Origin of the sequence: Pectobacterium araliae (assembly GCF_037076465.1) — a bacterium.
Taxonomy (GTDB): domain Bacteria; phylum Pseudomonadota; class Gammaproteobacteria; order Enterobacterales; family Enterobacteriaceae; genus Pectobacterium; species Pectobacterium araliae.
Map to the genome: position 1 here is coordinate 1261618 of NZ_AP028908.1, position 22688 is coordinate 1284305.

The following is a 22688-nucleotide window of genomic DNA, read 5'->3' on the forward strand; positions in this document are numbered from 1 at the left end:
GTCACACGCGGTTCTTTTATTACATAAGCAGTCAACATCATCCTGCTTCGCTACGGTGGGGCGGGATGAGTTTGGCTGTGATAAAAGTGTGGGTCTACCTGCACACACAAATAGCAACACTACAGAGGATATTGAAGATGACTCGTCGCGCCATCGGGGTGAGTGAACGACCCCCCTTGTTACAAACCATCCCGTTGAGCTTCCAGCATCTGTTCGCGATGTTTGGCGCTACCGTTCTGGTTCCCATCCTGTTCAAGATCAACCCAGCGACCGTACTGTTATTCAACGGCGTGGGTACGCTGCTTTATTTATTCATTTGTAAGGGAAAAATCCCTGCGTATTTGGGGTCGAGCTTTGCGTTCATTTCCCCGGTTTTACTGCTGCTGCCACTGGGGTATGAAGTCGCACTGGGGGGCTTCATCATGTGCGGCGTGTTGTTCTGTTTGGTGGCGCTGATTGTTAAGAAAGCGGGCACTGGCTGGCTGAATGTGCTGTTTCCGCCTGCGGCGATGGGGGCGATTGTTGCCGTTATCGGCCTTGAACTGGCGGGTGTCGCGGCGGGAATGGCTGGGCTGCTGCCTGCCGATGGCACATCCGTTGATTCCACCGCAGTAACGATTTCTCTGGCGACGCTGGCGATCACCATTCTGGGGTCGGTGCTGTTTCGTGGTTTTCTGGCGATCATCCCGATTCTGATCGGGGTACTGGCTGGCTATGCGCTGTCGTTCGCGCTGGGTGTGGTCGATTTGACCCCGATTCGTGAAGCGCACTGGTTCGCGATGCCGACTTTTTACACGCCACGCTTTGAGTGGTTTGCCATTCTGACGATCCTGCCTGCGGCGCTGGTGGTGATTGCGGAGCACGTTGGCCACTTGGTGGTAACGGCAAATATCGTGAAGAAAGACCTGATGCGTGAGCCGGGGCTGCACCGCTCCATGTTCGCCAACGGGATTTCTACCGTGCTGTCTGGCTTCTTTGGTTCTACGCCGAACACGACCTACGGCGAAAATATCGGCGTGCTGGCCATTACCAAAGTGTACAGCACCTGGGTGATCGGCGGTGCGGCGATCCTCGCGATCCTGCTCTCTTGCGTGGGCAAACTGGCCGCGGCGATTCAGGCTGTACCGGTTCCGGTTATGGGCGGCGTGTCGCTGCTGCTGTACGGCGTAATTGGTGCGTCCGGTATTCGTGTGCTGATTGAATCCAAAGTGGATTACAACAAAGCACAAAACTTGATCCTCACTTCCGTGATTCTGATCATCGGCGTCAGTGGCGCGAAAGTGCATCTGGGCTCGACCGAACTGAAAGGCATGGCGCTGGCGACAGTTGTCGGTATCGGCATGAGTCTGGTGTTTAAGGTCATCAGCCTGTTCCGCAAAGAGGAAGAGATCCTCGATGCGCCGGAAGAGAACGACGCGCGTTCATAACCGCGCTATTCCCCCTGTTGAGGCCGTGTGTATCGCGACCTCAACAGGGCCCGGTTTCTGTGATAAACTCGATCCGTTTCCTGCCCGTTTTGCTTGAGGTGATTCTGAACACGCCGGCACAGCTTTCATTGCCACTCTATTTACCCGATGACGAAACCTTTGCTAGTTTCTATCCGGGTGAAAACGCGTCTCTTCTTGCCGCCGTTAATAATGCTTTGTATCAGGAGCATGGTAGCTATATCTATTTCTGGTCACGCGAAGGGGGCGGGCGCAGCCATCTGCTGCACGCTGCCTGCGCTGAACTGTCGCGTCAGGAACGCGCGGTGGGTTATGTGCCGTTAGATAAACGCGCCTACTTTGTACCGGATGTGCTGGAAGGCATGGAACAGCTGGCGCTGGTGTGTATCGATAACATCGAATCTATCGCGGGCGATGAAGAATGGGAAATGGCGGTGTTTAATCTGTATAACCGTATTCAGGAAACGGGGCGTGCCCGGCTGTTGATTACTGGCGATCGTCCGCCGCGTCAGCTAAATTTACGTCTGCCCGACTTGGCTTCTCGTCTCGACTGGGGACAAATCTATAAGCTGCAACCGTTGTCGGATGACGAGAAAGGCGAAGCGCTACAACTACGTGCCAGACTGCGCGGGTTCGAATTGCCGGAAGACGTCAGCCGTTTTCTGCTTAAGCGTTTGGATCGAGAAATGCGCACGTTATTTATGACGCTGGATCAGCTTGACCACGCTTCTATCACCGCCCAGCGCAAGCTGACCATTCCTTTTGTGAAAGAGATCCTCGGGCTGTAATTGACGATCGCTTCCGGCTATTGTTTACAGTTATCGTTTACAACTACAGTATTTCCAGTACCTGCTCTGGCGGGCGACCAATACGTGCCTGGCCTTGCGCCACGACGATGGGGCGCTCGATGAGCTTCGGATTATCGATCATCGCCTGAATCAGCTGTGCTTCCGTTAGTGCGGCATCTGACAGCCCCAACTGCTGATAAATTTCTTCTTTGGTTCTCATCAATTCGCGTGCGCTAGTAAAGCCCAACTGCTTGATAAGCTGACCCAGCGTTGCGGCATCGGGCGGTGTGTTGAGATAGAGCACGACGTCAGGCGTAATATTGTGTTCCTGCAACAGCGCCAGCGTTTCACGGCTCTTGGAGCAGCGTGGATTATGATAAATCGTCACGGGTTTTTGGCTTGAAGGCTGTGTCATCGTCATGCTCCTTATCAGGATTTCTGGTACTGGCGGAAACGCTGCTGCAACTGGCGGAGCTGGTCGATGCGGGCATCGTAGCGAGCTTGTTCCAGGCTCCCCAACTTGACCAATGAACTCGCGTTGCTCAATAGCCGAATAGATTGATCAAGCTGACCGTTAAGCGCCAGACTTTCCGCTCGTGCGGCCAGTTCTTCCGCCCGCTGTCCTTGGGCTGCTGCGGCCTGCGCCAGCAGGTCCCAGCCGTTCGAATCGTCAGGGTGTGCGTAGGTATAGCGATACAGTATTTTGCTGGCGGCAGCAGGTTGTTTCCCTTCCACATAAGCATTCGCCAGATTAAGCTGAAGTACCGGGTTCGCCTGCATTCCGGGCACGTTTTGTAAGCGGGCGATAGCCTGTGTCGCACGGCTTTGTCCCAGATCGATGTCCGTCATCATATCCAGAAACCACGGATTTTCAGGTGTGCTGCTTAGCAGCGGTTGCAGTACATTACGCGCTTCATCGTACTTCTTCGCCTGATAAAGCTGAATCGCACGACCATACTTCGCGGCTAGCTGCTCCCGCACGTTGCCTTTTTCCCATTGCTCCAGCAGATCGTTGTTAAGCGGGCGATCCGGTGAGCCGTACATACCAAAGGTGCGTATTTTGGCGAACAAGAAATCCTGGGAGGATTGTACCGGCGTTGAACGCATTTGGTTGGCGCGGTTGCGTGCATCGGACAGACGGCTTTCCGGCAAGGGGTGCGTCAGCAACATTTCTGGCGGTCTGGACGCATAGCGTGATTGATCGGCCAGCTTTTGCAGGAAATTCGGCATGGCCTGTGGGTCAAAGCCCGCGCGCTGCAACACCTGAATCCCGATGCGGTCCGCTTCTTGTTCATTCGACTGCGTGAACGTAATCATGCCCTGCTGCGCACCCGCCAGCGTGCCGCTGAGCGCCGCCATCCCCAACTGTGGATTAGCCATTGCCAGCAAGATGGAGCCGAGTGCGCCGACCCAGGTGAGCGGGGCGCTACGCTGCTGTGATTCCATACTGCGTGCCAGATGGCGTTGGGTAACGTGAGAGATTTCATGCGCCAGCACCGAGGCCAGTTCGCTTTCACTGTCGGCATAGCGGAACAGCGCGGAATGCAGCACCACGTTGCCGCCGAAGAAGGCGAAGGCGTTGATGTCGTCATTACGGATCAGATAAAAATGGAACGGCGTGCGCACGGAGTCGGCCTGTTTGACCAATCTGTTACCGAGCTGATTAATGTAATTAGACAGCAGCGGATCGTTGATAAGCGGTGCGCCAGCTCGCAGTTGGCGGACGTAAAAATCGCCCATCGCCAGCTCCTGATTGATGCTGAGCGTACCGCCTGCGGTGGTGCCGATATCCGGTAGCCGATCCTGCGTGTCGGCTTGAGCAGGAAATAGGTTGCCAGCCAGTAATGTCCCAAACAGGACGGACATGAGCGTTTTTCTTAACCGAATCGCCATAACGGAAGATAACCTTATCAACAGCTAACGTGAAAGCATTCTGCCGACTATCTTAGCCAGCGATGGCGGACAAAGAAATGCCCGAGCGGGAAAAACGTGGAGAAGAGTGGATCGGCATGGAAGAAATTTCGTGGCACAAGGTTCAGTTTATCAGATCTGGGTTGGTTTCAATGCCTCCAGGCGCTGCAACCAGCATTCAAAATGAGGGCATTGCTGACGAATCGTATCCAACCCAATATCGGCGGCAACCAGTGGTCCATGTAGTGTTTTTTGATATTCTGGTATGGCAGCAAGAATACGTTTGGAGGGGGCGGTCTGTGGGCTATTATTAATGGATTCAGGAGAATCGAACGCAAGTTTAATACTGTTAAGTTGCGCTATCGCTCTTTTATCCTCAAGCCAGTCTGCGAATTTATCGGGTTCGCAAAACAATAGTGCTTCAAACTCATGTACTAAAAAATTAGGGATAAAATTAGGCTGAGCAATATCAGCATGAAAGGCATTTTCCAAATCTGAAACCCATGAATAAATATCACCGTTAACGGGTTTTCCTTGCCCAACCAGAGGGAAATCCGTCGGTAAGCCATAATAATCAATCAAGGTTGTTACCCAGGCTTTCTTATCTTGCTGACAAAGTTGGGTAATTTGATGCTTCACTTTCCCATAGCTGACTATCCCGCCTTTATGGCCTCGACTGGTTTGTGCCAGAATCGCGTTAAGGTAAATACCTTGCCGCACAAAGTAAGGAGCCAGCGTATCGCGAACAAATGTTTCTTCTGTTTGTCCTTCAACAAAAACATTAATCCTTGTCATGATTATCGCTGTGGCCTCCCGCCAAGTATATTTTTCTTCCACAGTTCCCCTAAGCTGTAATCTTCCAGCCAGTTTTTCAGCGTGTCCTGATCCAAACGTTTAAATGTAGATGCACCAAGGTGCTTATCGACGACGATAAGATCTTCGGCTTCGAATTCGTTAACCAGCTCAACAGATTGTGTTGAAACAATGAGTTGGTGCTGCTCGCTCGCGCTTCTGATGAGTGCGGCGAGCACTGTGATAGCATAGGGATGCAGGCCTAGTTCTGGTTCATCGATTATTATGGCGCTGGGCATGTAGGTTTCTGGTTGTAGCAGCACGGTCGCGAGAATAATAAAACGCAGTGTGCCATCGGATAATTCATTGGCTTTAAACGGAATATCCTGATCTTTTTCGACCCATTCGAGCTGAATATTATCTGGGTTATCCGGCGTTGAGCGGAGATAAAAATCACCAAAGAAAGGGGCAACCATCTGAATCGTTTTCACAATACGCTGATAATGTGCAGCATGATTTTTTTGCAACCGGAATAGAAACGCGGCCAAATTCGCGCCGTCTTCCCGTAAATAGTCATTATCATTAATGCGGTGGATTTGTTTTACTCTGGCGCTTTCACTGGTGTCGTTTAAATGATAAACCCTCAAGGTTTCCAGCAAAGGAAGCACATTATCAAGTTTGTTTGTGCCATCATAGCTACGATATTTTTTATGTTGTGATTCAAAATGACCATGGGTCGCTACTTTTTTGTCGAAAGAATTGTTAGATATATCCTCAGATTGAAACATCATCCGATTATCGTTCGTTGGCACTAGAGAGAAATGGTAGCTTGTTTCTGTAAAGAATACTTCTCCAGCCAGATAAGGGCTCTTTTTACGGCCAAAGTGAAGTAGCGCATCCGGCCCGCCATTCTTACCTACAAAAAGTTGCAGGCGTTGAGCGAGTAAATTTGTTATTAGGCGAAAGAAACTAATAAAGTTGGATTTTCCCGCACCATTCGCACCGATCAAAATATTTAACGTGCGCATTTCCACATCACAGTCGGCGATGGACTTATACCCTTTAATCACTATGCGGTTTAGATGATCGCTCTTAGTTACCGTATTCATGATGGTGTTGTTGCCTTATATGACAGAGTTACTCGCATTTCACGATGACGTTGCATGTTGGTCTACTGTGGTATAGCAGAAAGAGAAGGTGAGGTCTTGTGCTGCCTATCTGATTTAACGAACTATTGTGAGCGTTTTTCCAGAATCAGGAAAAAACCGGCACGTATGGCGGTGCCGGTGGACGAGCTGAAAACCGCGAATTAGGCGCTTTTCAGATAATCGAGAACGATGTCGTGGTGGTTGCTGGTTTTGAAGTCGTCGAACACCTTCTCCACCTTGCCGTTTTCATCGATCAGGAAGCTAATGCGATGAATACCGTCATAGGTTTTCCCCATGAAGGTTTTTTCTCCCCAAACGCCAAATCCTTCTGAGACCTGATGATCCTCATCAGAAAGCAGGGTGAAATTTAAGACTTCTTTCTCGACGAAGCGGGACAGTTTTTCTGATTTGTCCGTACTGATACCGAGAACTTCAACGCCATGTTTTTTCAAATCGTCCATGTTATCGCGCAGGCCGCAAGCCTGAACGGTGCATCCTGGCGTCATCGCTTTAGGATAGAAATACACCAACACTTTCTGTCCCTGGAAGTCGGTTAAATTTACTTGTTCGCCATCTTGGTCGGGCAAGCTAAATTTCGGTGCAATATCACCGGCTTTCAGTGTGTTCATCACGACTCTCCGTCTTGTTTCTCTTTATGCTGTGGATATACCCATAATCTTGCAGCGTTATGCTATTGGGCATAGTTAACGACGCTAATACTGCCTTGTGCGTGCAATTCTGTACATAGCTGATGAAAGGCTGGTTCAATAATTAAGCTATCAAGCGTTGCAGAGCTGTGTGCGGCAATCTGAATATACAGCTGCGGTGGTTTTCCGCCTTCTGCGGGCTGCGTTTTTGAAACTAGCTCGGCAATGTTTAACTGGTGAGAATCGAACAAATCAGTGAAACGTTCAATAATGTGAGGAGAATCGGCGACGTCAACCTTCACCCAAACGGTAGAGGGTGTAGGCTGGCTGGCCTGTGACTCCGTTCGTTTCATCACAATCAGTAAATCCATCTCCGCGCCTTTCAGCGGCAGGGTTGATTCAATCAGCGTTATCGCGTTCCAACTGCCGGACAGCAGCATAATAAACGTGAACTCTTTGCCCAGCATAGCAAGACGGCTATCTTCGATATTGCAGCCACAGCTACTGACGTGGCGGGTAATCGCATTGACAATACCGGGGCGATCAACCCCCAGCGCGGTAATAACCAGATAGTGTTCTTGTGAGCTTGGCAACATCATGCTTCCTGTCTTTTTCCCATGAATACATGGTAAACATAAAAAATTGCCTGGAGCAATTTTTAACGCCGCTTGCGGCGGCCCGAAGGGCGGCGGACAGGGATAGCCCGCCGTAAAAAACCTGGAGCAATTTTAGCTATCCTGGCCCACCTATTTCCCTAAAACGTCAGAAGCATTTTTAATTTCGTTTACTGCGTCATAAAAAAACCTGCGTCAGGCACCTACAACGCCCTTGTCCGCTTGCTTTTGCATAGAGGTCAAAAGTACCATGAAGCACTTGTTTGTGGAGGGGATGGCCAATGTTTACGGGAAGTATTGTTGCGCTAGTTACGCCGATGGACGCCAAAGGCGCCGTCGATCGGGCGAGCTTGAAAAAACTGATTGATTATCATGTCGCTAGCGGTACATCGGCGATTGTCTCTGTCGGCACGACGGGCGAATCCGCCACGCTGAGCCACGACGAACATGGCGATGTCGTGTTGTTGACGCTGGAACTGAGCGACGGGCGTATTCCCGTTATCGCTGGAACCGGTGCGAATGCTACCGCCGAAGGCGTTTCACTAACCAAACGCTTTCATGGCTCCGGTGTTGTTGGCTGCTTGACGGTTACACCGTACTACAATAAACCGACGCAGGAAGGTCTGTACCAGCACTTCAAAGCGATTGCCGAGCATACCGATCTGCCGCAAATCCTGTATAACGTACCTTCCCGCACTGGCTGCGATATGCTGCCGGAAACCGTTGCCCGTTTGTCCGAAGTGAAAAATATTGTCGCAATTAAAGAAGCGACGGGGAACTTAAGTCGGGTAAGTCAGATCCAAGAGCTGGTTAGTGAAGACTTCATTTTGCTGAGCGGCGATGACGCCAGCGGTCTGGACTTTATGCAACTCGGCGGTAAAGGTGTGATTTCCGTAACGGCGAACATTGCTGCGCGTGAAATGGCGGAACTTTGCAAGCTGGCGGCGCAGGGCAATTTTGTCGAAGCGCGCCGTTTAAATCAGCGCCTGATGCCACTGCATCAGAAATTATTTGTTGAACCCAATCCTATTCCGGTGAAGTGGGCCTGTAAGGAATTGGGACTCATGGCGACCGATACGCTGCGCCTGCCGATGACACCGCTGACCGATTCCGGCCGTACGGTGATGGGGCAAGCACTTAAGCAAGCGGGTTTGCTGTAATCGTTAGGGAGATTTAATGAGTTATTCATTACAAAAGTCGATGGTGGCGAAAGTTGTTGGCATATCACTCGTGATGTTGCTTGCGGCTTGTTCCAGCGATCAGCGCTATAAGCGTCAGGTCAGTGGCGATGAATCCTATCTGAAGGCACCGGCGCTGCACGCGCTGAATACGCCTGCCGGGATGATTTTACCGGTGCAGAATGGGGATTATGATATACCGCCAGTTACCCTGAATGGTGCGGTCGGCAAGGAGCTGGATATTCGTCCTCCTGTGCAGCCATTGGCCTTGTTGAATGGTTCTCGTACCCAGGTTTCGGGGGATACGGCCACGCTGTTGTTAGAAAACAGCGCGCAAAACAGCCAGCTCTGGTCTCAGGTTATCCGCGTGCTGCAAGACAAAGCATTTACCATTGCCAGCCGTCAGGATGCCAGCCAAACGCTGACAACCGACTGGATTTCATGGCCGCGTGAAGATGAAGACGTCCCGTATCAAGGGCGTTATCAGATTTCCGTGCAGCAACAGGGGTATCAGGTCGCACTGGTTGTGAAGCTGCTGGGATTACAGCTGAACGGTCAGCCGGTGACGACGGGCGATCAGGCTCAGCGCTACACGGGTCTGATGCTGAATGCGCTTAGCAATGGTCTGGATTCTCAGGCAACCGCACGCGAAAACGCACTGGCAAACCGCACCATCGGTTCGCTGGATGTGCAGAGTGGGGCGGATGATACAGGCTTGCCACTGCTGATTGTGCGCGGTCCGTATACCGTTGTGTGGGATCGTCTGCCTGTCGCATTGGATAAGATCGGCATGAAGGTTAACGATCGTAGCCGTCCGCAGGGTTCTGTCTCCGTGACGTATCGTGCGCCGAGCGGCGGAACCTGGGATGACCTAGGCGCGAAAAATCCTGAACTGCCTAACGGTGATTACAAATTGCAGGTCGGCGATTTAGACAACCGCAGCAGTCTGCAATTTATCGACTCCAAAGGGCATACGCTAACCCAGTCTCAGAACGATGCACTGGTGGCCGTATTCCAGGCGGCGTTCGGTAAATAACGCATAAACTAAGGGTCGGATTATCCGACCCTTCTTCATTCAAGCTCTCTACCCGAATTGGTGGGCGTTGTTGGCAACCGTTTGGGGAAGCGTTAAATATACGGGTCGTATTTTTGGCCCTCACTGTGTGGAGTAATTAAAGATGCAAAAGCTAGCTGAGCTGTATCGTGGAAAGGCGAAAACCGTCTACACCACCGAAGATCCCGATCTACTGGTGCTGGAGTTCCGCAATGATACATCAGCAGGAGACGGTGCGCGCATTGAGCAGTTTGACCGTAAAGGAATGGTAAATAACAAGTTCAACCATTTCATCATGAGCAAACTGGAAGAAGCAGGAATCCCAACCCAAATGGTGAGCCTGCTGTCTGACAATGAAGTGCTGGTGAAAAAACTGGAGATGGTGCCAGTCGAGTGTGTCGTGCGCAACCGCGCGGCGGGATCGCTGGTAAAACGTCTGGGTATTGAAGAAGGCATCGAGCTGAACCCGCCGTTGTTCGATCTGTTCCTGAAAAACGATGAGATGCATGACCCGATGGTGAACGAATCTTACTGCAAGACGTTCGGCTGGGTGAATGAAGAGAATCTGGCTCGCATGAAAGCGCTGAGCTACAAGGCGAACGACGTGCTGAGCAAACTGTTTGGCGACGCCGGGCTGATTCTGGTCGATTTCAAGCTGGAGTTTGGTCTGTTCAAAGGTGAAGTCGTGCTGGGTGATGAGTTCTCACCAGACGGTAGCCGCCTGTGGGACAAAGAAACGCTGAACAAAATGGATAAAGACCGTTTCCGTCAGAGCCTCGGTGGCTTGATTGAAGCGTATGAAGAAGTTGCGCACCGTATCGGCGTAAAATTAGACTAACTGCGCAATCGTTTACGTTTAATACGCGGAGCTAATGATGCTCCGCGTATATTGTGAGAGAATGCTTCTAAAGCTGAGGTGACCCAGTTTAAAATATGTGGGTAAACACTTTGGATAATCTTACTTCGTTGCGATCCTTGATGTGCCACAGATAAAAAGTATCGCTTTTCCCTACAGGCTTTTTCCACACTTCGGAATCACCAAATCGTTTGATTTCTTTCTCGTAGCCGAGTTTTTTAAGATAGTCCCGCAACGGGGCTAGGTCACTAGCATCGCTGAAGATAATTTCATTCATCGGTGCGTAGCCATCGCCAATATGATATTCAAAATAATAACGCTCTGAAATTTTTGGCACGCCTGCGATATCTGTATCGGTAAAATATCGATAAACCACCATGTCGCTTTTTTCGTAGGCTGGATTGTCGCTGATTCTCTTATCAAGCCAACTTTCCAGACTGAAAACACCTATGGTGTAAAGAACCAGCGCAATCAAGAGCCATTTTAAATATTTTTTCAAACTTAACATTGTCCTGGATACACTCGTTTTTTGGCTGAAAATGTAGTGCCATTATTTGTGAAGACTTCAACCTCGCCGGAAGTGAAATCATTCCAGGGAGTTATCCACGTAATGAAATGCGGTAGTTTCCCCTTATATGGAATATGACGAATACATAAATCTTGTGGATCGGGGTAAAGCGTTGGGACAAATCCCCTATTTTTGTTCGCCCCAACTGGACCATAGTGATCCCAACGTCGGAGTGCGGATGCATAGCTGACAGGTTGGACTTGATAGGCGTAGTGTCCTGGTATCAACGTCCTATAAAAACCGAACAGGTTAGAGACTAAATCCTCACCACTAAACCCGCTATCGGTATACCAGGAGAACTGTGGTAGAGACTGTAAGCCTTCAAAATTGGATGCCGTATTCTCATCATCATTGCCAGCATGATTCGATTTATTTCGTCGCGAGTTTTCCCTTTACGAATAACCCATGTTGAATATTTTCCTATTCCCAAACAGCGGTTAAAGCGATTTATATACATACTCTGATCATACATAATCGTGTAATAGGGAACGTTATTAGCTTCACCAGCCTGAAATTGGAGCTGAAGCGCCCTTATGTCGTCGCCCCTTGCATGCCCCATGTCGAGCCAACCTAAGATTTTGGTATAAACCAATCCATTGCGAAGCGAATCAAATAGAGCGCCATCTTTAATATCTTGTCTGCTACTCATAAACTATCCCTGTTTATCCGTCATTTTTCATTCTATTGGTGAGGGTGATGTGGGTCAAGTTGATGTTTCACATGAAATATTAAAAAATAAAATCAATTTAAGTATTAATGTCATAATATCATTCGATGATATTTGCTATGCATAAATAATATATTTCACTTTTTTGTTATTAATCATTGGTCGTTTATATTGAGCAATTATCGTGAGAACGATCTCCAGATTGCGCAGGTTGTACGAAGGCGAACCGGAAATTTTTATAGGAGAGAATCGACGGTCGGTTCATTAATGCTATCATCGCGGTTTGCTTAACGCGCAACCTGATGACTTTTCGGCAGACTCGCATCCATGGCTTACATCGATCCAACATTGTTAATTCTGCTCGTCCTGGCGGGGCTGGGTATCATCAGCCACAACATGACCGTCACACTGGCGATTCTGGTGCTGCTGGCGATACGCATCACGCCTTTGAATAGCTATTTTCCGTGGGTAGAAAAATACGGCCTGAGCATCGGTATCGTCATTCTGACGATTGGCGTGATGGCACCGATTGCCAGCGGAAAAATTACCGCCAGTGAAGTGATGCATTCCTTCCTGCACTGGAAATCCCTGCTGGCGATCCTCATTGGTGTTGTCGTGTCCTGGCTTGGCGGACGCGGCGTGTCGCTGATGAGCAACCAGCCTTCCGTTGTGGCCGGGTTGCTGGTGGGGACGGTCATGGGCGTGGCGCTGTTTCGCGGCGTTCCGGTTGGTCCGCTGATCGCCGCAGGGCTGCTTTCTCTGCTGATCGGCAAGACCTGATTGATCCGGCGCGTGTGATGATGTTTCGTGATTTTCTCCACAGTCAACGCCAGCAGCAGCGCTATGGCGTCCGGCGATTGCTGGTGCTGAGCGGTGAAGCGAACTGGTGTGAAGAGCAGGCATTGGCGCTCAGTGGCCAGTTGTCCGGCGACTGGCTGTGGGTTAGCGAACACGCGCCTGATTCCGTCACCGCGCTGCCAGCCAGTCGAGTGCGGACGCTGCTGGGGCGGGAGTTTCTTCACGCAGTGTTTGATGCACGTAGCGGCGTGGATGTCGAGGCGCTGGCGATGCTGTCAGGCACGCTACAGGCGGGGAGCTGGCTGATTATATTGGTGCCGTCGTGGCAGGCATGGCCGACACAGCCGGATCAAGACAGCCTGCGTTGGAGCGAACAAGAACAGCCGATTGCTACCCCGCACTTTATCCAACATTTGCAGCGCCAGCTGTTAGCCGATGAGGACGTTGTTCTCTGGCAGCAGGATCAGGCATTCGTGATTCGGCCATTGGCCGTGCGATCGGACTGGCAGCCAGCTAGCGGTGAACCGACAGCGCGGCAGCAGCACATTCTGCATGAATTGAGTGTTGCTGAATCTGGCGTATTGGTGGTTACTGCACCGCGTGGGCGGGGGAAATCGGCGATGGCAGGAATGCTGACGCAGCGGAGCCGCGGTGCCTGCTGGATCACCGCACCTTCCCGTGCTGCGACCGATATTCTGCAACAGCACGCGCGTGCTGATACGCAGTTTTGGGCACCGGATGCGCTATTGGCACACTGTTGCCTTCATGGTGCACCCAGTGTCGACTGGTTGTTAATTGATGAAGCGGCGGCGATCCCGTCTTCCGTGCTCTCCGCGCTGTTACCATATTTTTCCCGCATTCTGATGACCACGACGGTTCAAGGGTATGAAGGTACTGGACGGGGTTTCTTGCTGAAATTTTGTGCTTCGCTGCCGCAGTGGCGGGCGTTTACGCTGGACGATCCGCTGCGCTGGGCCGTTAACGATCCGCTGGAGAGGGTGTTGGAGCAGGCGCTGCTGTTCAATGAGCCTACTCTGTTGCATTCTCGGCTGAATCCCGTTGCGGGTTCGCGGGCTTTGCCCTCTGCCGAACTGGATATTCGCACCGAACGTGCCGCCGACTGGCTGATACATCCTGAGCGTCTGACGTGGTGCTACGCGCTCTTGTGCAGTGCGCATTACCGTACCTCGCCGCTGGATCTGCGCCGTCTGATGGATGCGCCGGGCATGCATATTGCCAGCGCACAGGTAGCAGGCGAGATGTGTGGCGTACTGTGGCTGGTGGAGGAGGGGGGGCTGTTTGCCTCATTGGCGCATGAGGTATGGGCGGGGCGGCGGCGTCCGCGCGGTAATCTGGTGGCGCAGTCGCTGGCAGCGCACGCTGGTTTGTGGTATGCGCCGATGCTGCGTGCGCGCCGCGTGAGCCGGATAGCGGTGGCATCGCCATCTCGCCGACAGGGTATCGGCAAAGCGTTAATTGCAGACCAGACACGCGAGGCGCAACGACAGGCGCTGGATTACCTATCGGTCAGTTTCGGTTATCAGCAAGACCTTTGGGCGTTCTGGCAATCGTGTGGCTTTCAACTAGTGCGCATCGGCAGCCATCTTGAGGCCAGCAGCGGCTGTTATAGCGCGATGGCCGTACTGCCGCTGAGTGAGGCAGGGCACAAACTGGCGGAGCAGGGAAGTCAGCAATTGACGCGTGACTGGTTTTGGTTACAGCGCCTGATTCCGCTGAACCTTGCGCTGCCGCAGACAGGAAATACCGAGCTGAATGAAGACGACTGGCGTGAACTGGCGGGGTTTGCGTTTGCACATCGACCGATGGAAGCCAGCTTTGCTTCACTTTGTCGTTTATTGCTGAATACTTCGTTGCCGCTGCCTGCGCTACGCCTGCTGGCGGAAAAACCGGGTGAAGGTGAGCAAATAGCGACGACGCTGGGGCTGAGCGGCAGGAAAACGCTTTTGAAGCGCTGGCGAGAAGAAACGGGCACTGCGCTGGTCGAGCTCGATGCACAGCGGTGTGAACATTGGCAACAATGGGGACTTTCAGCCCCTTCGGCGGAGGATGCGCCTCATCCCTGAGACGCAGGCTACGGCGTTAGCCCAACTGCGATTTGAAGGTAGGTGCGCGGCGAAGCAATCCCCACATCGTTTCTTGCCAGCGGATTTTTTGCGCCTCTAACAACTGCGGATAACGCTGATAAAACGCGTCCTCTTTCGCGGAAAAATCCGGGTTCTCCTGAAGCCATTGTTCACGTAGCGCAGTAATTTGCTCATCCGTGAGCTGTTTATTGGGCGTGGCGTCTTCCTGTTCTTTAAACCAACGGAAGCGCTGATCCGGCGTGGCGCGTTCTTCTCTGCTCCATCCGTCGTTAATTTGCAGGATCTGCGCCAGCGTGAAGCCGAGCGTGGTACTGATGCCTAGCCAGCTATTAACATCGGATGCGGCAGGTGGCGGCGATAGGCTGGCGAGTATTGTCGCAATATTTTTTTCCAGGCCGAGTTCGCTGGAGGCTTTCTCCCCCCAGCCGATCGCTTGCTGATGCAGCGTCGTCCATTCGCTTTCCGCCACGGTTTCACTCGCCAACAACCGCGAAATAGCGCTAATCCACTGCTGGCGCAGGTTGTCTACCGTGCTGTCTGCCAGCCAGTCTGACCACGGATTGCCCGCGTCGTCTAACCACTGCTGTAGCCATTGTAGCGCGACGCCGTCTACGGTTTTTCCGGGAGCGATGGCGGCAAAGAGGGCGTCAACCTGCGCGGGCGTGGTGCTCGGCAGTTTTTCCAGCAGCAAGCCGAGTGCGGCAGGCAGTCCGGTGACGCGTTCAAAGACACGAATGTCCTCGCTGTGCACCAACACGGTAGAGATTGAGCCTTTGTTATCCTGCCAATAGGGTGAAAAGGCGTGTTCAATATCGCCGTCTGCCGCATGCTGACGTAGCCGCTGGTGGAGAAACGCGTGCAACGAAGTATCGCCATAGAACGAGCCCCATTCCACGCGGGTATCAGCCAGCGGTTGGGCGGTATTTTGTATCGTAATCTGGTGCGATTCTAGCCAGCCGCGTAGCTGCGCCAGCGTTTTCACACCGATCTGCCGTGAAACCTCCTGTCCATTTTTAAACAGCAGTAGCGTAGGAATACCGCGCACCCCAAAACGCTGCATCAATGCCGGATATTGCTCCACATCCAGCTTGGCGACGGTCAAGTTGTCTGGCGTGTTATCCGCGATGGTGTCCAGCAGTGGAGCCAGCGTTTTACACGGCTGGCACCAGGGAGCCCACAGATCAAGCAAAATGGGTTTGTCGTTATTATTGAGTAATGCATCCAGCGAGGTATCGCTGGCAGTGATAATGGCGTCGGACATGGTGTCTCCATTCAGCGAAAAATTGTGAACAAATGCGCAGGAAACGGGCAATAAACCGTGGCGACATGGCTTATTGTGAGCCGCCTACGGTCATGTTGTCGATGCGAAGCGTTGGCTGGCCGACGCTGACGGGCAAGGATTGACCTTCCTTAGTACACGCGATATTGCCGTCATCTAAAGCCAGATCGTTGCCCACCATTGCGACGTGCAGCAGTGCTTCCGGCCCGTGACCAATCAGCGTCGCGCCCTTCACTGGACGGGTGACGCGCCCGTTTTCAATCAGATAGGCTTCTGTGGTGGAAAAGACATACTTCCCGCTGCTGATATCCACCTGTCCGCCGCCGAAGCCGACAGCATAGAGGCCGTTTTTGACCGACGCGATCACTTCTTCTGCCGGGTACTGTCCTGCCAGCATGTAGGTATTGGTCATACGCGGCAGCGGCAGCGCGGAGTAGGACGCCCGACGTGCGTTGCCCGTTAGCGCAGTATTCATCAGTCTGGCGTTGAGGCTGTCCTGTAAATAGCCGCGCAGGATGCCGTCCTCAATGAGCGTCGTACACTGTGACGGCGTGCCTTCATCGTCCACATGCAGCGAACCCCGTCGGTTGGCGAGCGTGCCGTCATCTACGACGGTAATACCCGGTGCGGCGACGCGTTCTCCTAATAAACTGGAAAATGCGGAACTGCCTTTACGGTTAAAGTCGCCCTCCAGACCGTGTCCGATGGCTTCATGCAGCAAGATTCCGGGTGAACCAGCGCCGAGAATCACGCTATAAGTGCCTGCGGGCACCGGACTGGCGTCCAGATTATTCAGTGCCTGATCGACGGCCTGATTGACCCAATGGCTGACCGTTTCTTCATCAAAGAATCGGTAGTCGAGGCGTCGCCCGCCACCGCCGGAACCATTCTCCCGCCGGCCCTGCTGTTCGACGACGACATTAATGACCAGATTCACTAGTGGCCGAACGTCGGTAGCGAGCCGACCGTCATGTCGGGCAATGAGAATAGTTTCATGTGAGGCATTCAGGTAGGCCGTTACCTGTGTCACACGGGGATCGCGGGCGCGCGCCTGACGATCGATAGTAAATAGCAACTGGCGTTTATGTTCTTCCGTGATAGCAAGCAACGGATTGTCTGCCGGATAGAGCGCGGTGGTGCCGTGCGGTAGCGATGCGGGTAATGCCACGCTAGCGCTTTGCCCCTGGCGACTGATTTCTCTTACCGTACTGGCAGCTTGCAGAATAGCCTGTGGACTCAGGTCATTGGTGTAGGAGAAGGCGGTTTTCTCACCGCTGACGGCGCGGACGCCAACACCTTGATCGCGATTGAAGCCGGTAGGACGCACAATCCCGTTTTCGAGCTGCCAGCCTTCCTGCTGACGACGCTGAAAATAGAGATCGGCATAGTCCACCTGACGTTGCATGATGTGGTTCAGCGCGCGCGTTATCTCCGTCGTTTCCAGCGAAAATGCCGACAGCGCAGGTGAGACTGACGCTCTGGAAGCGTGTATTGCCATGATGGTGATCCTGTTTCTATGACGCGATGTGGGATTACTGCCCGGCGATCTGCATCTCTTCAATCAATAGGGAGCCGCAGGAGAGGTTGCCCTGCGTGTGGATATCTGCACCGAGAGCGACGCATTGCAGGAGCAGCGTTTTCAGGTTGCCTGCAATGGTGATTTCTTCGACGGGATACTGAATTTCGCCGTTTTCGACCCAAAAGCCCGCCACGCCTTGAGAATAGTCGCCCGTCATCGGGTTCAGCCCATGCCCTAGCAGTGTGGTAACCAGCAGCCCCGTGTGCATACGGCGCAATAGCGTCGGCAAGTCGGCATCGGTGTGGTTCTGGCTGCTGCTGACGGCCAGATTGTAGGCTCCCCCAGCGTGCCCGGTCGTTGTTAGCCCCAATCGTCGAGCGCTGTAGCTGGAGAGAAAGTAGCCTTGCGCGATGCCATCATCAATGACGCAGCGGCGGGTGGCAGCGACGCCTTCGGCATCAAAGCAGGAACTGGCCAGTGCGCCGGGAATAAACGGATTTTCATGCAGGCTCAGATGGGGAGCGACGATGGTATCGCCAAGGCATTGTCCCAGAAATGACGTGGAGCGATAAAGTGCCACGCCGCTTAGGGCATTGACCAGATGATGAATCAGGCTGTGCGCCACAGGGGCTTCAAACACGACTGGGGAGCGACGAGTTGAGAGTTTTCGTGCCCCAAGTTGTGCTGCGGCAAGTTGTGCGGCGGTTTGCCCGATAGCTTCAGGCGAAGCCAGCAGTGACGGCGATCTGCCGGTGGTGTGCCAGAATCCCTGCTGGCGCTGCGTATCGTTACGGGCGATCGCATGGCTCCACAAGGAGTGTAGTGACGTTGGGTAGCCCGCTGAAAAACCGGCAGAGTTCGCCAGAATAAAGTCTCCCTGCTGCGAGGTGATTTCCGTACTTTCGCTGTAGCCATGCTGGTGTGCGGTATTGGCTGCTTGTTCGGTTCGTAGCGCCAGCGCCAGCGCTTGTTCTACCGTCAGCGTCTCCGCACTATGCAGCGCAAGATCGTAAATATCGCGCGCGAAATACTGCGTTTCTGGCAGGCCGCTACACGGGTCTTCATCGGCGTATTTTGCCAGCGTGCTGGCGGCGTCAACGGCATCCTGCAACGCTTCCTTGCTGAACAAGGTAGAGGAAACGGTGCCTGCACGCTGACCGAAGTAAACCGTAACGGACAGGAAGCGGCTTTGGTTTTGCGTCAGCGTATCAATATCTCCGTTCCTGACGCGGATCGTACGGCGGTTTCCTTGCGAGACGCTGACGACAGCCTGACTCGCGCCTTTGGCGGCGGCGAAGTCCAGTACGTTTCCAGCCAGCGACTGGAGCGTATCGGTCTGTGGTGTAGCAAAAACGGGAGATTCATCATGAGAAGGCATTATTCAGTATCCATGCGTGACAGTGTTCTACTCATGATGTGCAATGAAGAAAGAAAATCGTCACTGTGTGACGAAATTTTTTTATGCTGAGGGAGAATAAATAGTGGGTGCCCTGACGCTGGTTAGACCGTCAGCATCAGGGAGGAAGAGATCATCAGGGTGTTTTAACGGGTTGCAACACAAAATCAATTTTGCTCAGGCCGCGCTGCTGGGCGCTGGTCATCACATGGGCCACGCGTCCATATTCTACCGCCTGATCGGCGAACAGTCGGATGTTCGGGCGCGTCGTTTCTGACGCTGCCGCATCGAGCCGCACCAGTAACTGCTCGTCATCGATGGCTTCTTTATTCCAGTTGATTTGCCCGGTTGCGGTGATCGAAATATCCACGGCTTGTGGATCTTTCTTTATCTTTTCAACACTCGCCTTAGGCAGGTCGACTTTGACTGCATGATTGATAACGGGCAAGGTAATCATAAACACAATCAGCAGTACCAACATGACATCAATAAATGGTGTCATGTTGATATCGTTAAGCAGAGCCTCTTCCTGATTTCCAACAAAAGGGGATGACATACTCATGGCGATTTATCCTCTCAGGCTGAACGTTCAACGGGTGCTGACGATTCCTCATCTGCGACGAGACGTGATTCCGTGAGCGTGGTATCGACGCGGGCACCGGTCAACAGGTAGGCATGCAGATCATGTGCGAACCGATTCATGGCGTGCAATACCACACGATTGCGACGATTAATGGCATTGAATCCTAAGACGGCGGGAATAGCGACAAACAGCCCGAAGGCGGTCATGATCAGCGCTTCCCCTACCGGACCGGCAACCTGAGCCAGATCAGGTTGACCGATCGAACTGATGGTTTGCAAGGCGTGGAAAATTCCCCACACTGTTCCCAACAGGCCGATAAACGGTGCGGTACTGCCGATGGACGCTAATGTGCCGAGCCCCGATTGCAATTTGCCGACGTTAGTATCCAGTGTATTGCTCAAACCTCGTACCAGCCAATCACTAAGATCAACATGGCCGCCCAGCGTCGAAGAAAACTTGTGCGGATGTTTCAGCAAGGCATGCCCTTCAATCACTAAATCGCGAAAAGGGTTGAAACGCGCAGTGCCAAACTGATCCAAGCTTTCCTGTAACGATGACGCGTGCCAGAACGCCTGTCTGCTGTGGTTCATACTCTTATTCAGCATCACTAACTGCCATGCTTTAGCCAGCATGACAGTCCAGGAGAGCAGCGACATTACCAGCAGAATGACGGCTACGGAGTGGGTAACCGCATCGCCTTGTTGCCAAAAATGATAAATGTCTAACGTGTTCATGTATTACCTCTTAATAAATAACCTGTTTCAGTTGCTTCCAGAATATGACGTACCGTGCTGGCAACGGCTTAATGGGATAGTTTGAATTTCACCGGCTGTAGTGTCATGACAGTAATGGCTTGGCCATTTTCCCGATACGGCGTACAGCTTGTTTTGGCAATGGCATCCATAGCGGCCTCGTCCAGGGCTTCGTAACCGCTGCTCTTGGCAAGTTCATGTTTCAATAAACGGCCTTCCGGACTAATCACCAATCGAACCAATACATCGCCTTCTTGCTGGAACCGTCTGGCGCGGCGTGGATATTCCGGTTGCGGTACGGCGCATCCTACTGACGTAACATTTTTAGGTTCCGCACCCGGTGTGTTCTGCATCATCGTCCCTTTGCTAGCATTCGGAATAAGCCCCGAAGCTGCCGTTGGTGTGGCTGTCGCTGGCGTCGCTTTCTGTTCCGTTTTGGCGACAGGCAGTGGCTCAGTGATAGTTTTAGGCCGTACTGGCTTAGGTTTGACGACAGGCTTAGGTGGAACCTTTTTCACTTCCTGTTTGACTGGCGGCGGCTCAGGCAAGGGTTGCTGCTTTTCCACGATGGGTTCGATCTCACGTTCCCCTTGTTCCGAGGTTAACACCGGAGGTTCCGGTGAAATTTCGGGAACAGGTTCCGGCTCCGGTTCTTCAACCATCGTGGCCTGAATGCTGACACTCTCCGCAGGCGTGATCAGGTTTAGCGGTTTATATTCGGTTGTACGGGTAATGAGCCACGCAACGGTCACCATATGTAACAAAGCGACTGCAAGAAAGCTGAGAACGATTTTTCTGCCTTCACCATAAGCGGATTTTCTCACGCTATGATCGAGTCTCTGTGTATCTCCATCCAATGTGACGGGCAATACACGCTGTTTTAACAATGCCTGCTGCACGTTTTCCTCTGCTTTTCTTATCTTTGCCGGACAACCAAGCCTGTTCTGTTGGTCAAGAACACTCTCTCTTACTTACTATGTGCAGCGGGAAAGGAAAAGTGTCACCCTGATTGATAAAATTTTTATCTATATCTAAAGGTGTTTCATCGTTTAGCTGCGCGGATGTTGATCCAGTAGTCCGTGGTATGCACGATGGCGAGAGGCATGGTCTGTGCCAATGAATCCAGGGTGTAATTGATATCATCTAGCGGGAAGTTGCCGCTGACGCGCAGATCGGCAACCGTGGGATCAAGGCGGATCACGCCAGGGCTATAATCACGCAAGGTATGGATAACTGAGGCCAGTGATCGATCACGCACTTCCAGCCGTCCCTGAACCCAGGCAACTTCGGCTTCTGGGGTGATGGCGGTTTTGTAGAGCGAGGAACGATCAAACCAGGCACCATGACCGGCCTGAACCTGAATGCTTTGACCAAGCTGGTTGGTGATTTTGGCGATATTATCCAGGACACCGACATGTACGCCGCCGTCTTCATAACGAAGATTCACTTGAGATTGCAGCGCGACGATATTGCCCATGGTAGTGGAAATCATGAAAGGGCGCTGGGCGTCGTGAGCAATATTGGCCAGAATACCACCACTACGCAATGTTACCTGCCGTAAAGCGGCATCTGGCTGAATATTGATATCAACCGCAGTGCGCGCATTCAGCGTCAGCATGCTGCCATCATTGAGCGAAACATTCTGTCGCTGAGCGGTGGCGGTTTTAACATCGGATAAAATCGGTGAAAGCGGATAATACTGGTTTAATAACAAACTGCTCAGTGAGCATACCGAAATCATCCCCAGACCATATTGCAGCACTTTCCGCCGACTGGAAGGTGCCAACAGCGCTTGGCGGATTGGTTCATTCGGCAATGCTTGCAACAAGGGTTGGAACTGCCCCAGTGTTTTCTCAATCCGCAGGCACGCGCGATCATGCAGTATATCTGCGTGCCGCCAGTGCTGGTAGTCGTCATAGTCGGTCTGTGTCGCCTCACCTGAGCGCAACATCACCATCCATTCGATCGCCTGTTGGGCAATCTGATCATCCTTGTGTCGTCTGGCCATGATATTCACCTGTCATTCGTCAACATCTTGAGTAGCCAAATAACAATTAGTTAGCGCTTTAGCAATATATTTTCTGATCATACTGACGGAAACACCCAACTCGTTGGCAATTTCCGCATAGGTCATACCATCCAATTGGCTGTATAAAAATGCCTGTCTGGCTTTGATGCACAACCCTTCCAGCGCCTGATCGATGATGAACAGCGCCTCCATCAGCAACTCTTGCTGTTCGGGGGAAGGGTGGTACATTTCAGGCTTGTTCGACAATGCAGCCAGATAAGCCTTTTCCAGATCACGCTTACGCCAGTTTTCATACAATACGCGTTTGGCAAGCGTGGTCAGCATAGCGCGTGGTTCCTGCACGCTGGATAGATTGGGCAGTTGAGCCAGCCTTAAGAAGGCCTCTGAAGCCACATCTTCCGCTTCGCACCCATAAGCAATACGGCGCCGGAGTCTATCTGTCAACCAGCGGTAATCACTACGGAATATCAACGAAAGTAAATCAGGTTTTTTATCTAGCCTAGCGTCGGAATACATGGGCATCCTCAATAGCATAAATCACAACTGGAACTGATAATCT

22 protein-coding genes and 1 pseudogene are annotated in these 22688 nt (G+C 52.3%); 7 read left to right on the forward strand and 16 right to left on the reverse strand.

From position 1 onward, the window contains the following. The first annotated feature begins 137 nt into the window (after positions 1–137). Both uraA and hda read left to right on the forward strand, forming a co-directional pair. Entirely contained in the window at positions 138–1427 is a 1290-nt protein-coding gene (gene uraA / locus AACH44_RS05610; protein WP_137739424.1) for a uracil permease, read from the forward strand. Positions 1428–1525: 98 nt separating this feature from the next. Continuing rightward, entirely contained in the window at positions 1526–2233 is a 708-nt protein-coding gene (gene hda, locus AACH44_RS05615; RefSeq protein ID WP_005976214.1) for a DnaA inactivator Hda, read from the forward strand. A gap of 43 nt (positions 2234–2276) precedes the next feature. On the opposite strand, the gene arsC is transcribed toward hda, so the two are convergent. From arsC to AACH44_RS05645, 6 genes are all read right to left on the reverse strand, one after another. Then, entirely contained in the window at positions 2277–2648 is a 372-nt protein-coding gene (arsC, locus tag AACH44_RS05620) for an arsenate reductase (glutaredoxin) (RefSeq protein WP_261848179.1), read from the reverse strand. A 14-nt stretch (positions 2649–2662) separates the two neighbouring features. Next, on the reverse strand, positions 2663–4099 hold the full coding sequence (locus AACH44_RS05625) for a M48 family metalloprotease (protein WP_425606646.1): 1437 nt from the start codon (positions 4097–4099) through the stop codon (positions 2663–2665). A 177-nt stretch (positions 4100–4276) separates the two neighbouring features. Continuing rightward, complete coding sequence (locus AACH44_RS05630) at positions 4277–4939, reverse strand: DUF4276 family protein (RefSeq protein WP_261848224.1); 663 nt, start codon at positions 4937–4939, stop codon at positions 4277–4279. A 2-nt stretch (positions 4940–4941) separates the two neighbouring features. After that, entirely contained in the window at positions 4942–6045 is a 1104-nt protein-coding gene (locus AACH44_RS05635) for an AAA family ATPase (RefSeq protein WP_261848181.1), read from the reverse strand. A 200-nt stretch (positions 6046–6245) separates the two neighbouring features. Continuing rightward, the gene (gene bcp, locus AACH44_RS05640) at positions 6246–6713 is read right to left on the reverse strand and encodes a thioredoxin-dependent thiol peroxidase (RefSeq protein WP_039356343.1); all 468 of its coding nucleotides are present in this window, start codon (positions 6711–6713) and stop codon (positions 6246–6248) included. A gap of 62 nt (positions 6714–6775) precedes the next feature. Then, positions 6776–7327, reverse strand: coding sequence for a glycine cleavage system transcriptional repressor (locus AACH44_RS05645; protein ID WP_261848225.1), 552 nt, complete (start codon positions 7325–7327; stop codon positions 6776–6778). A gap of 299 nt (positions 7328–7626) precedes the next feature. Between AACH44_RS05645 and dapA the strand changes: the two genes are divergently transcribed. From dapA to purC, 3 genes are all read left to right on the forward strand, one after another. Beyond that, on the forward strand, positions 7627–8505 hold the full coding sequence (gene dapA, locus AACH44_RS05650; protein WP_261848182.1) for a 4-hydroxy-tetrahydrodipicolinate synthase: 879 nt from the start codon (positions 7627–7629) through the stop codon (positions 8503–8505). Between the two features lie 16 nt (positions 8506–8521). After that, positions 8522–9559, forward strand: coding sequence for an outer membrane protein assembly factor BamC (gene bamC, locus AACH44_RS05655; protein ID WP_261848183.1), 1038 nt, complete (start codon positions 8522–8524; stop codon positions 9557–9559). Between the two features lie 142 nt (positions 9560–9701). Then, positions 9702–10415, forward strand: coding sequence for a phosphoribosylaminoimidazolesuccinocarboxamide synthase (gene purC, locus AACH44_RS05660; RefSeq protein ID WP_039488834.1), 714 nt, complete (start codon positions 9702–9704; stop codon positions 10413–10415). A gap of 88 nt (positions 10416–10503) precedes the next feature. On the opposite strand, the gene AACH44_RS05665 is transcribed toward purC, so the two are convergent. Both AACH44_RS05665 and AACH44_RS21185 read right to left on the reverse strand, forming a co-directional pair. Then, positions 10504–10932, reverse strand: coding sequence for a hypothetical protein (locus tag AACH44_RS05665; RefSeq protein WP_261848184.1), 429 nt, complete (start codon positions 10930–10932; stop codon positions 10504–10506). A gap of 2 nt (positions 10933–10934) precedes the next feature. After that, positions 10935–11650 (reverse strand): annotated as a pseudogene (locus AACH44_RS21185) (hypothetical protein). Positions 11651–11995: 345 nt separating this feature from the next. Between AACH44_RS21185 and AACH44_RS05675 the strand changes: the two are divergent. Both AACH44_RS05675 and AACH44_RS05680 read left to right on the forward strand, forming a co-directional pair. Then, positions 11996–12448: a DUF441 domain-containing protein gene (locus AACH44_RS05675; protein ID WP_261848185.1), complete on the forward strand. Its 453-nt coding sequence runs from the start codon at positions 11996–11998 to the stop codon at positions 12446–12448. A 17-nt stretch (positions 12449–12465) separates the two neighbouring features. Then, positions 12466–14550 (forward strand): tRNA(Met) cytidine acetyltransferase TmcA, encoded by a 2085-nt coding sequence (locus AACH44_RS05680; RefSeq protein WP_261848186.1) that lies wholly within the window; start codon positions 12466–12468, stop codon positions 14548–14550. 16 nt (positions 14551–14566) lie between these two features. On the opposite strand, the gene trxA is transcribed toward AACH44_RS05680, so the two are convergent. The 8 genes from trxA to AACH44_RS05720 form a co-directional block, all read right to left on the reverse strand. After that, the gene (gene trxA / locus AACH44_RS05685; protein ID WP_261848187.1) at positions 14567–15832 is read right to left on the reverse strand and encodes a thioredoxin; all 1266 of its coding nucleotides are present in this window, start codon (positions 15830–15832) and stop codon (positions 14567–14569) included. A gap of 70 nt (positions 15833–15902) precedes the next feature. Then, the gene (gene tldD, locus AACH44_RS05690) at positions 15903–17348 is read right to left on the reverse strand and encodes a metalloprotease TldD (protein WP_261848188.1); all 1446 of its coding nucleotides are present in this window, start codon (positions 17346–17348) and stop codon (positions 15903–15905) included. A 34-nt stretch (positions 17349–17382) separates the two neighbouring features. Further along, positions 17383–18747: a metallopeptidase TldD-related protein gene (locus AACH44_RS05695; protein WP_261848189.1), complete on the reverse strand. Its 1365-nt coding sequence runs from the start codon at positions 18745–18747 to the stop codon at positions 17383–17385. A gap of 154 nt (positions 18748–18901) precedes the next feature. After that, complete coding sequence (locus tag AACH44_RS05700; protein WP_261848190.1) at positions 18902–19327, reverse strand: ExbD/TolR family protein; 426 nt, start codon at positions 19325–19327, stop codon at positions 18902–18904. Positions 19328–19341: 14 nt separating this feature from the next. Continuing rightward, the gene (locus AACH44_RS05705; RefSeq protein ID WP_261848191.1) at positions 19342–20082 is read right to left on the reverse strand and encodes a MotA/TolQ/ExbB proton channel family protein; all 741 of its coding nucleotides are present in this window, start codon (positions 20080–20082) and stop codon (positions 19342–19344) included. 68 nt (positions 20083–20150) lie between these two features. After that, positions 20151–20999, reverse strand: coding sequence for an energy transducer TonB (locus AACH44_RS05710; RefSeq protein WP_261848192.1), 849 nt, complete (start codon positions 20997–20999; stop codon positions 20151–20153). A gap of 143 nt (positions 21000–21142) precedes the next feature. Continuing rightward, the gene (locus AACH44_RS05715; RefSeq protein WP_261848193.1) at positions 21143–22108 is read right to left on the reverse strand and encodes a FecR family protein; all 966 of its coding nucleotides are present in this window, start codon (positions 22106–22108) and stop codon (positions 21143–21145) included. A gap of 12 nt (positions 22109–22120) precedes the next feature. Then, positions 22121–22645: a sigma-70 family RNA polymerase sigma factor gene (locus AACH44_RS05720; protein WP_261848194.1), complete on the reverse strand. Its 525-nt coding sequence runs from the start codon at positions 22643–22645 to the stop codon at positions 22121–22123. Positions 22646–22688 lie beyond the last annotated feature (43 nt).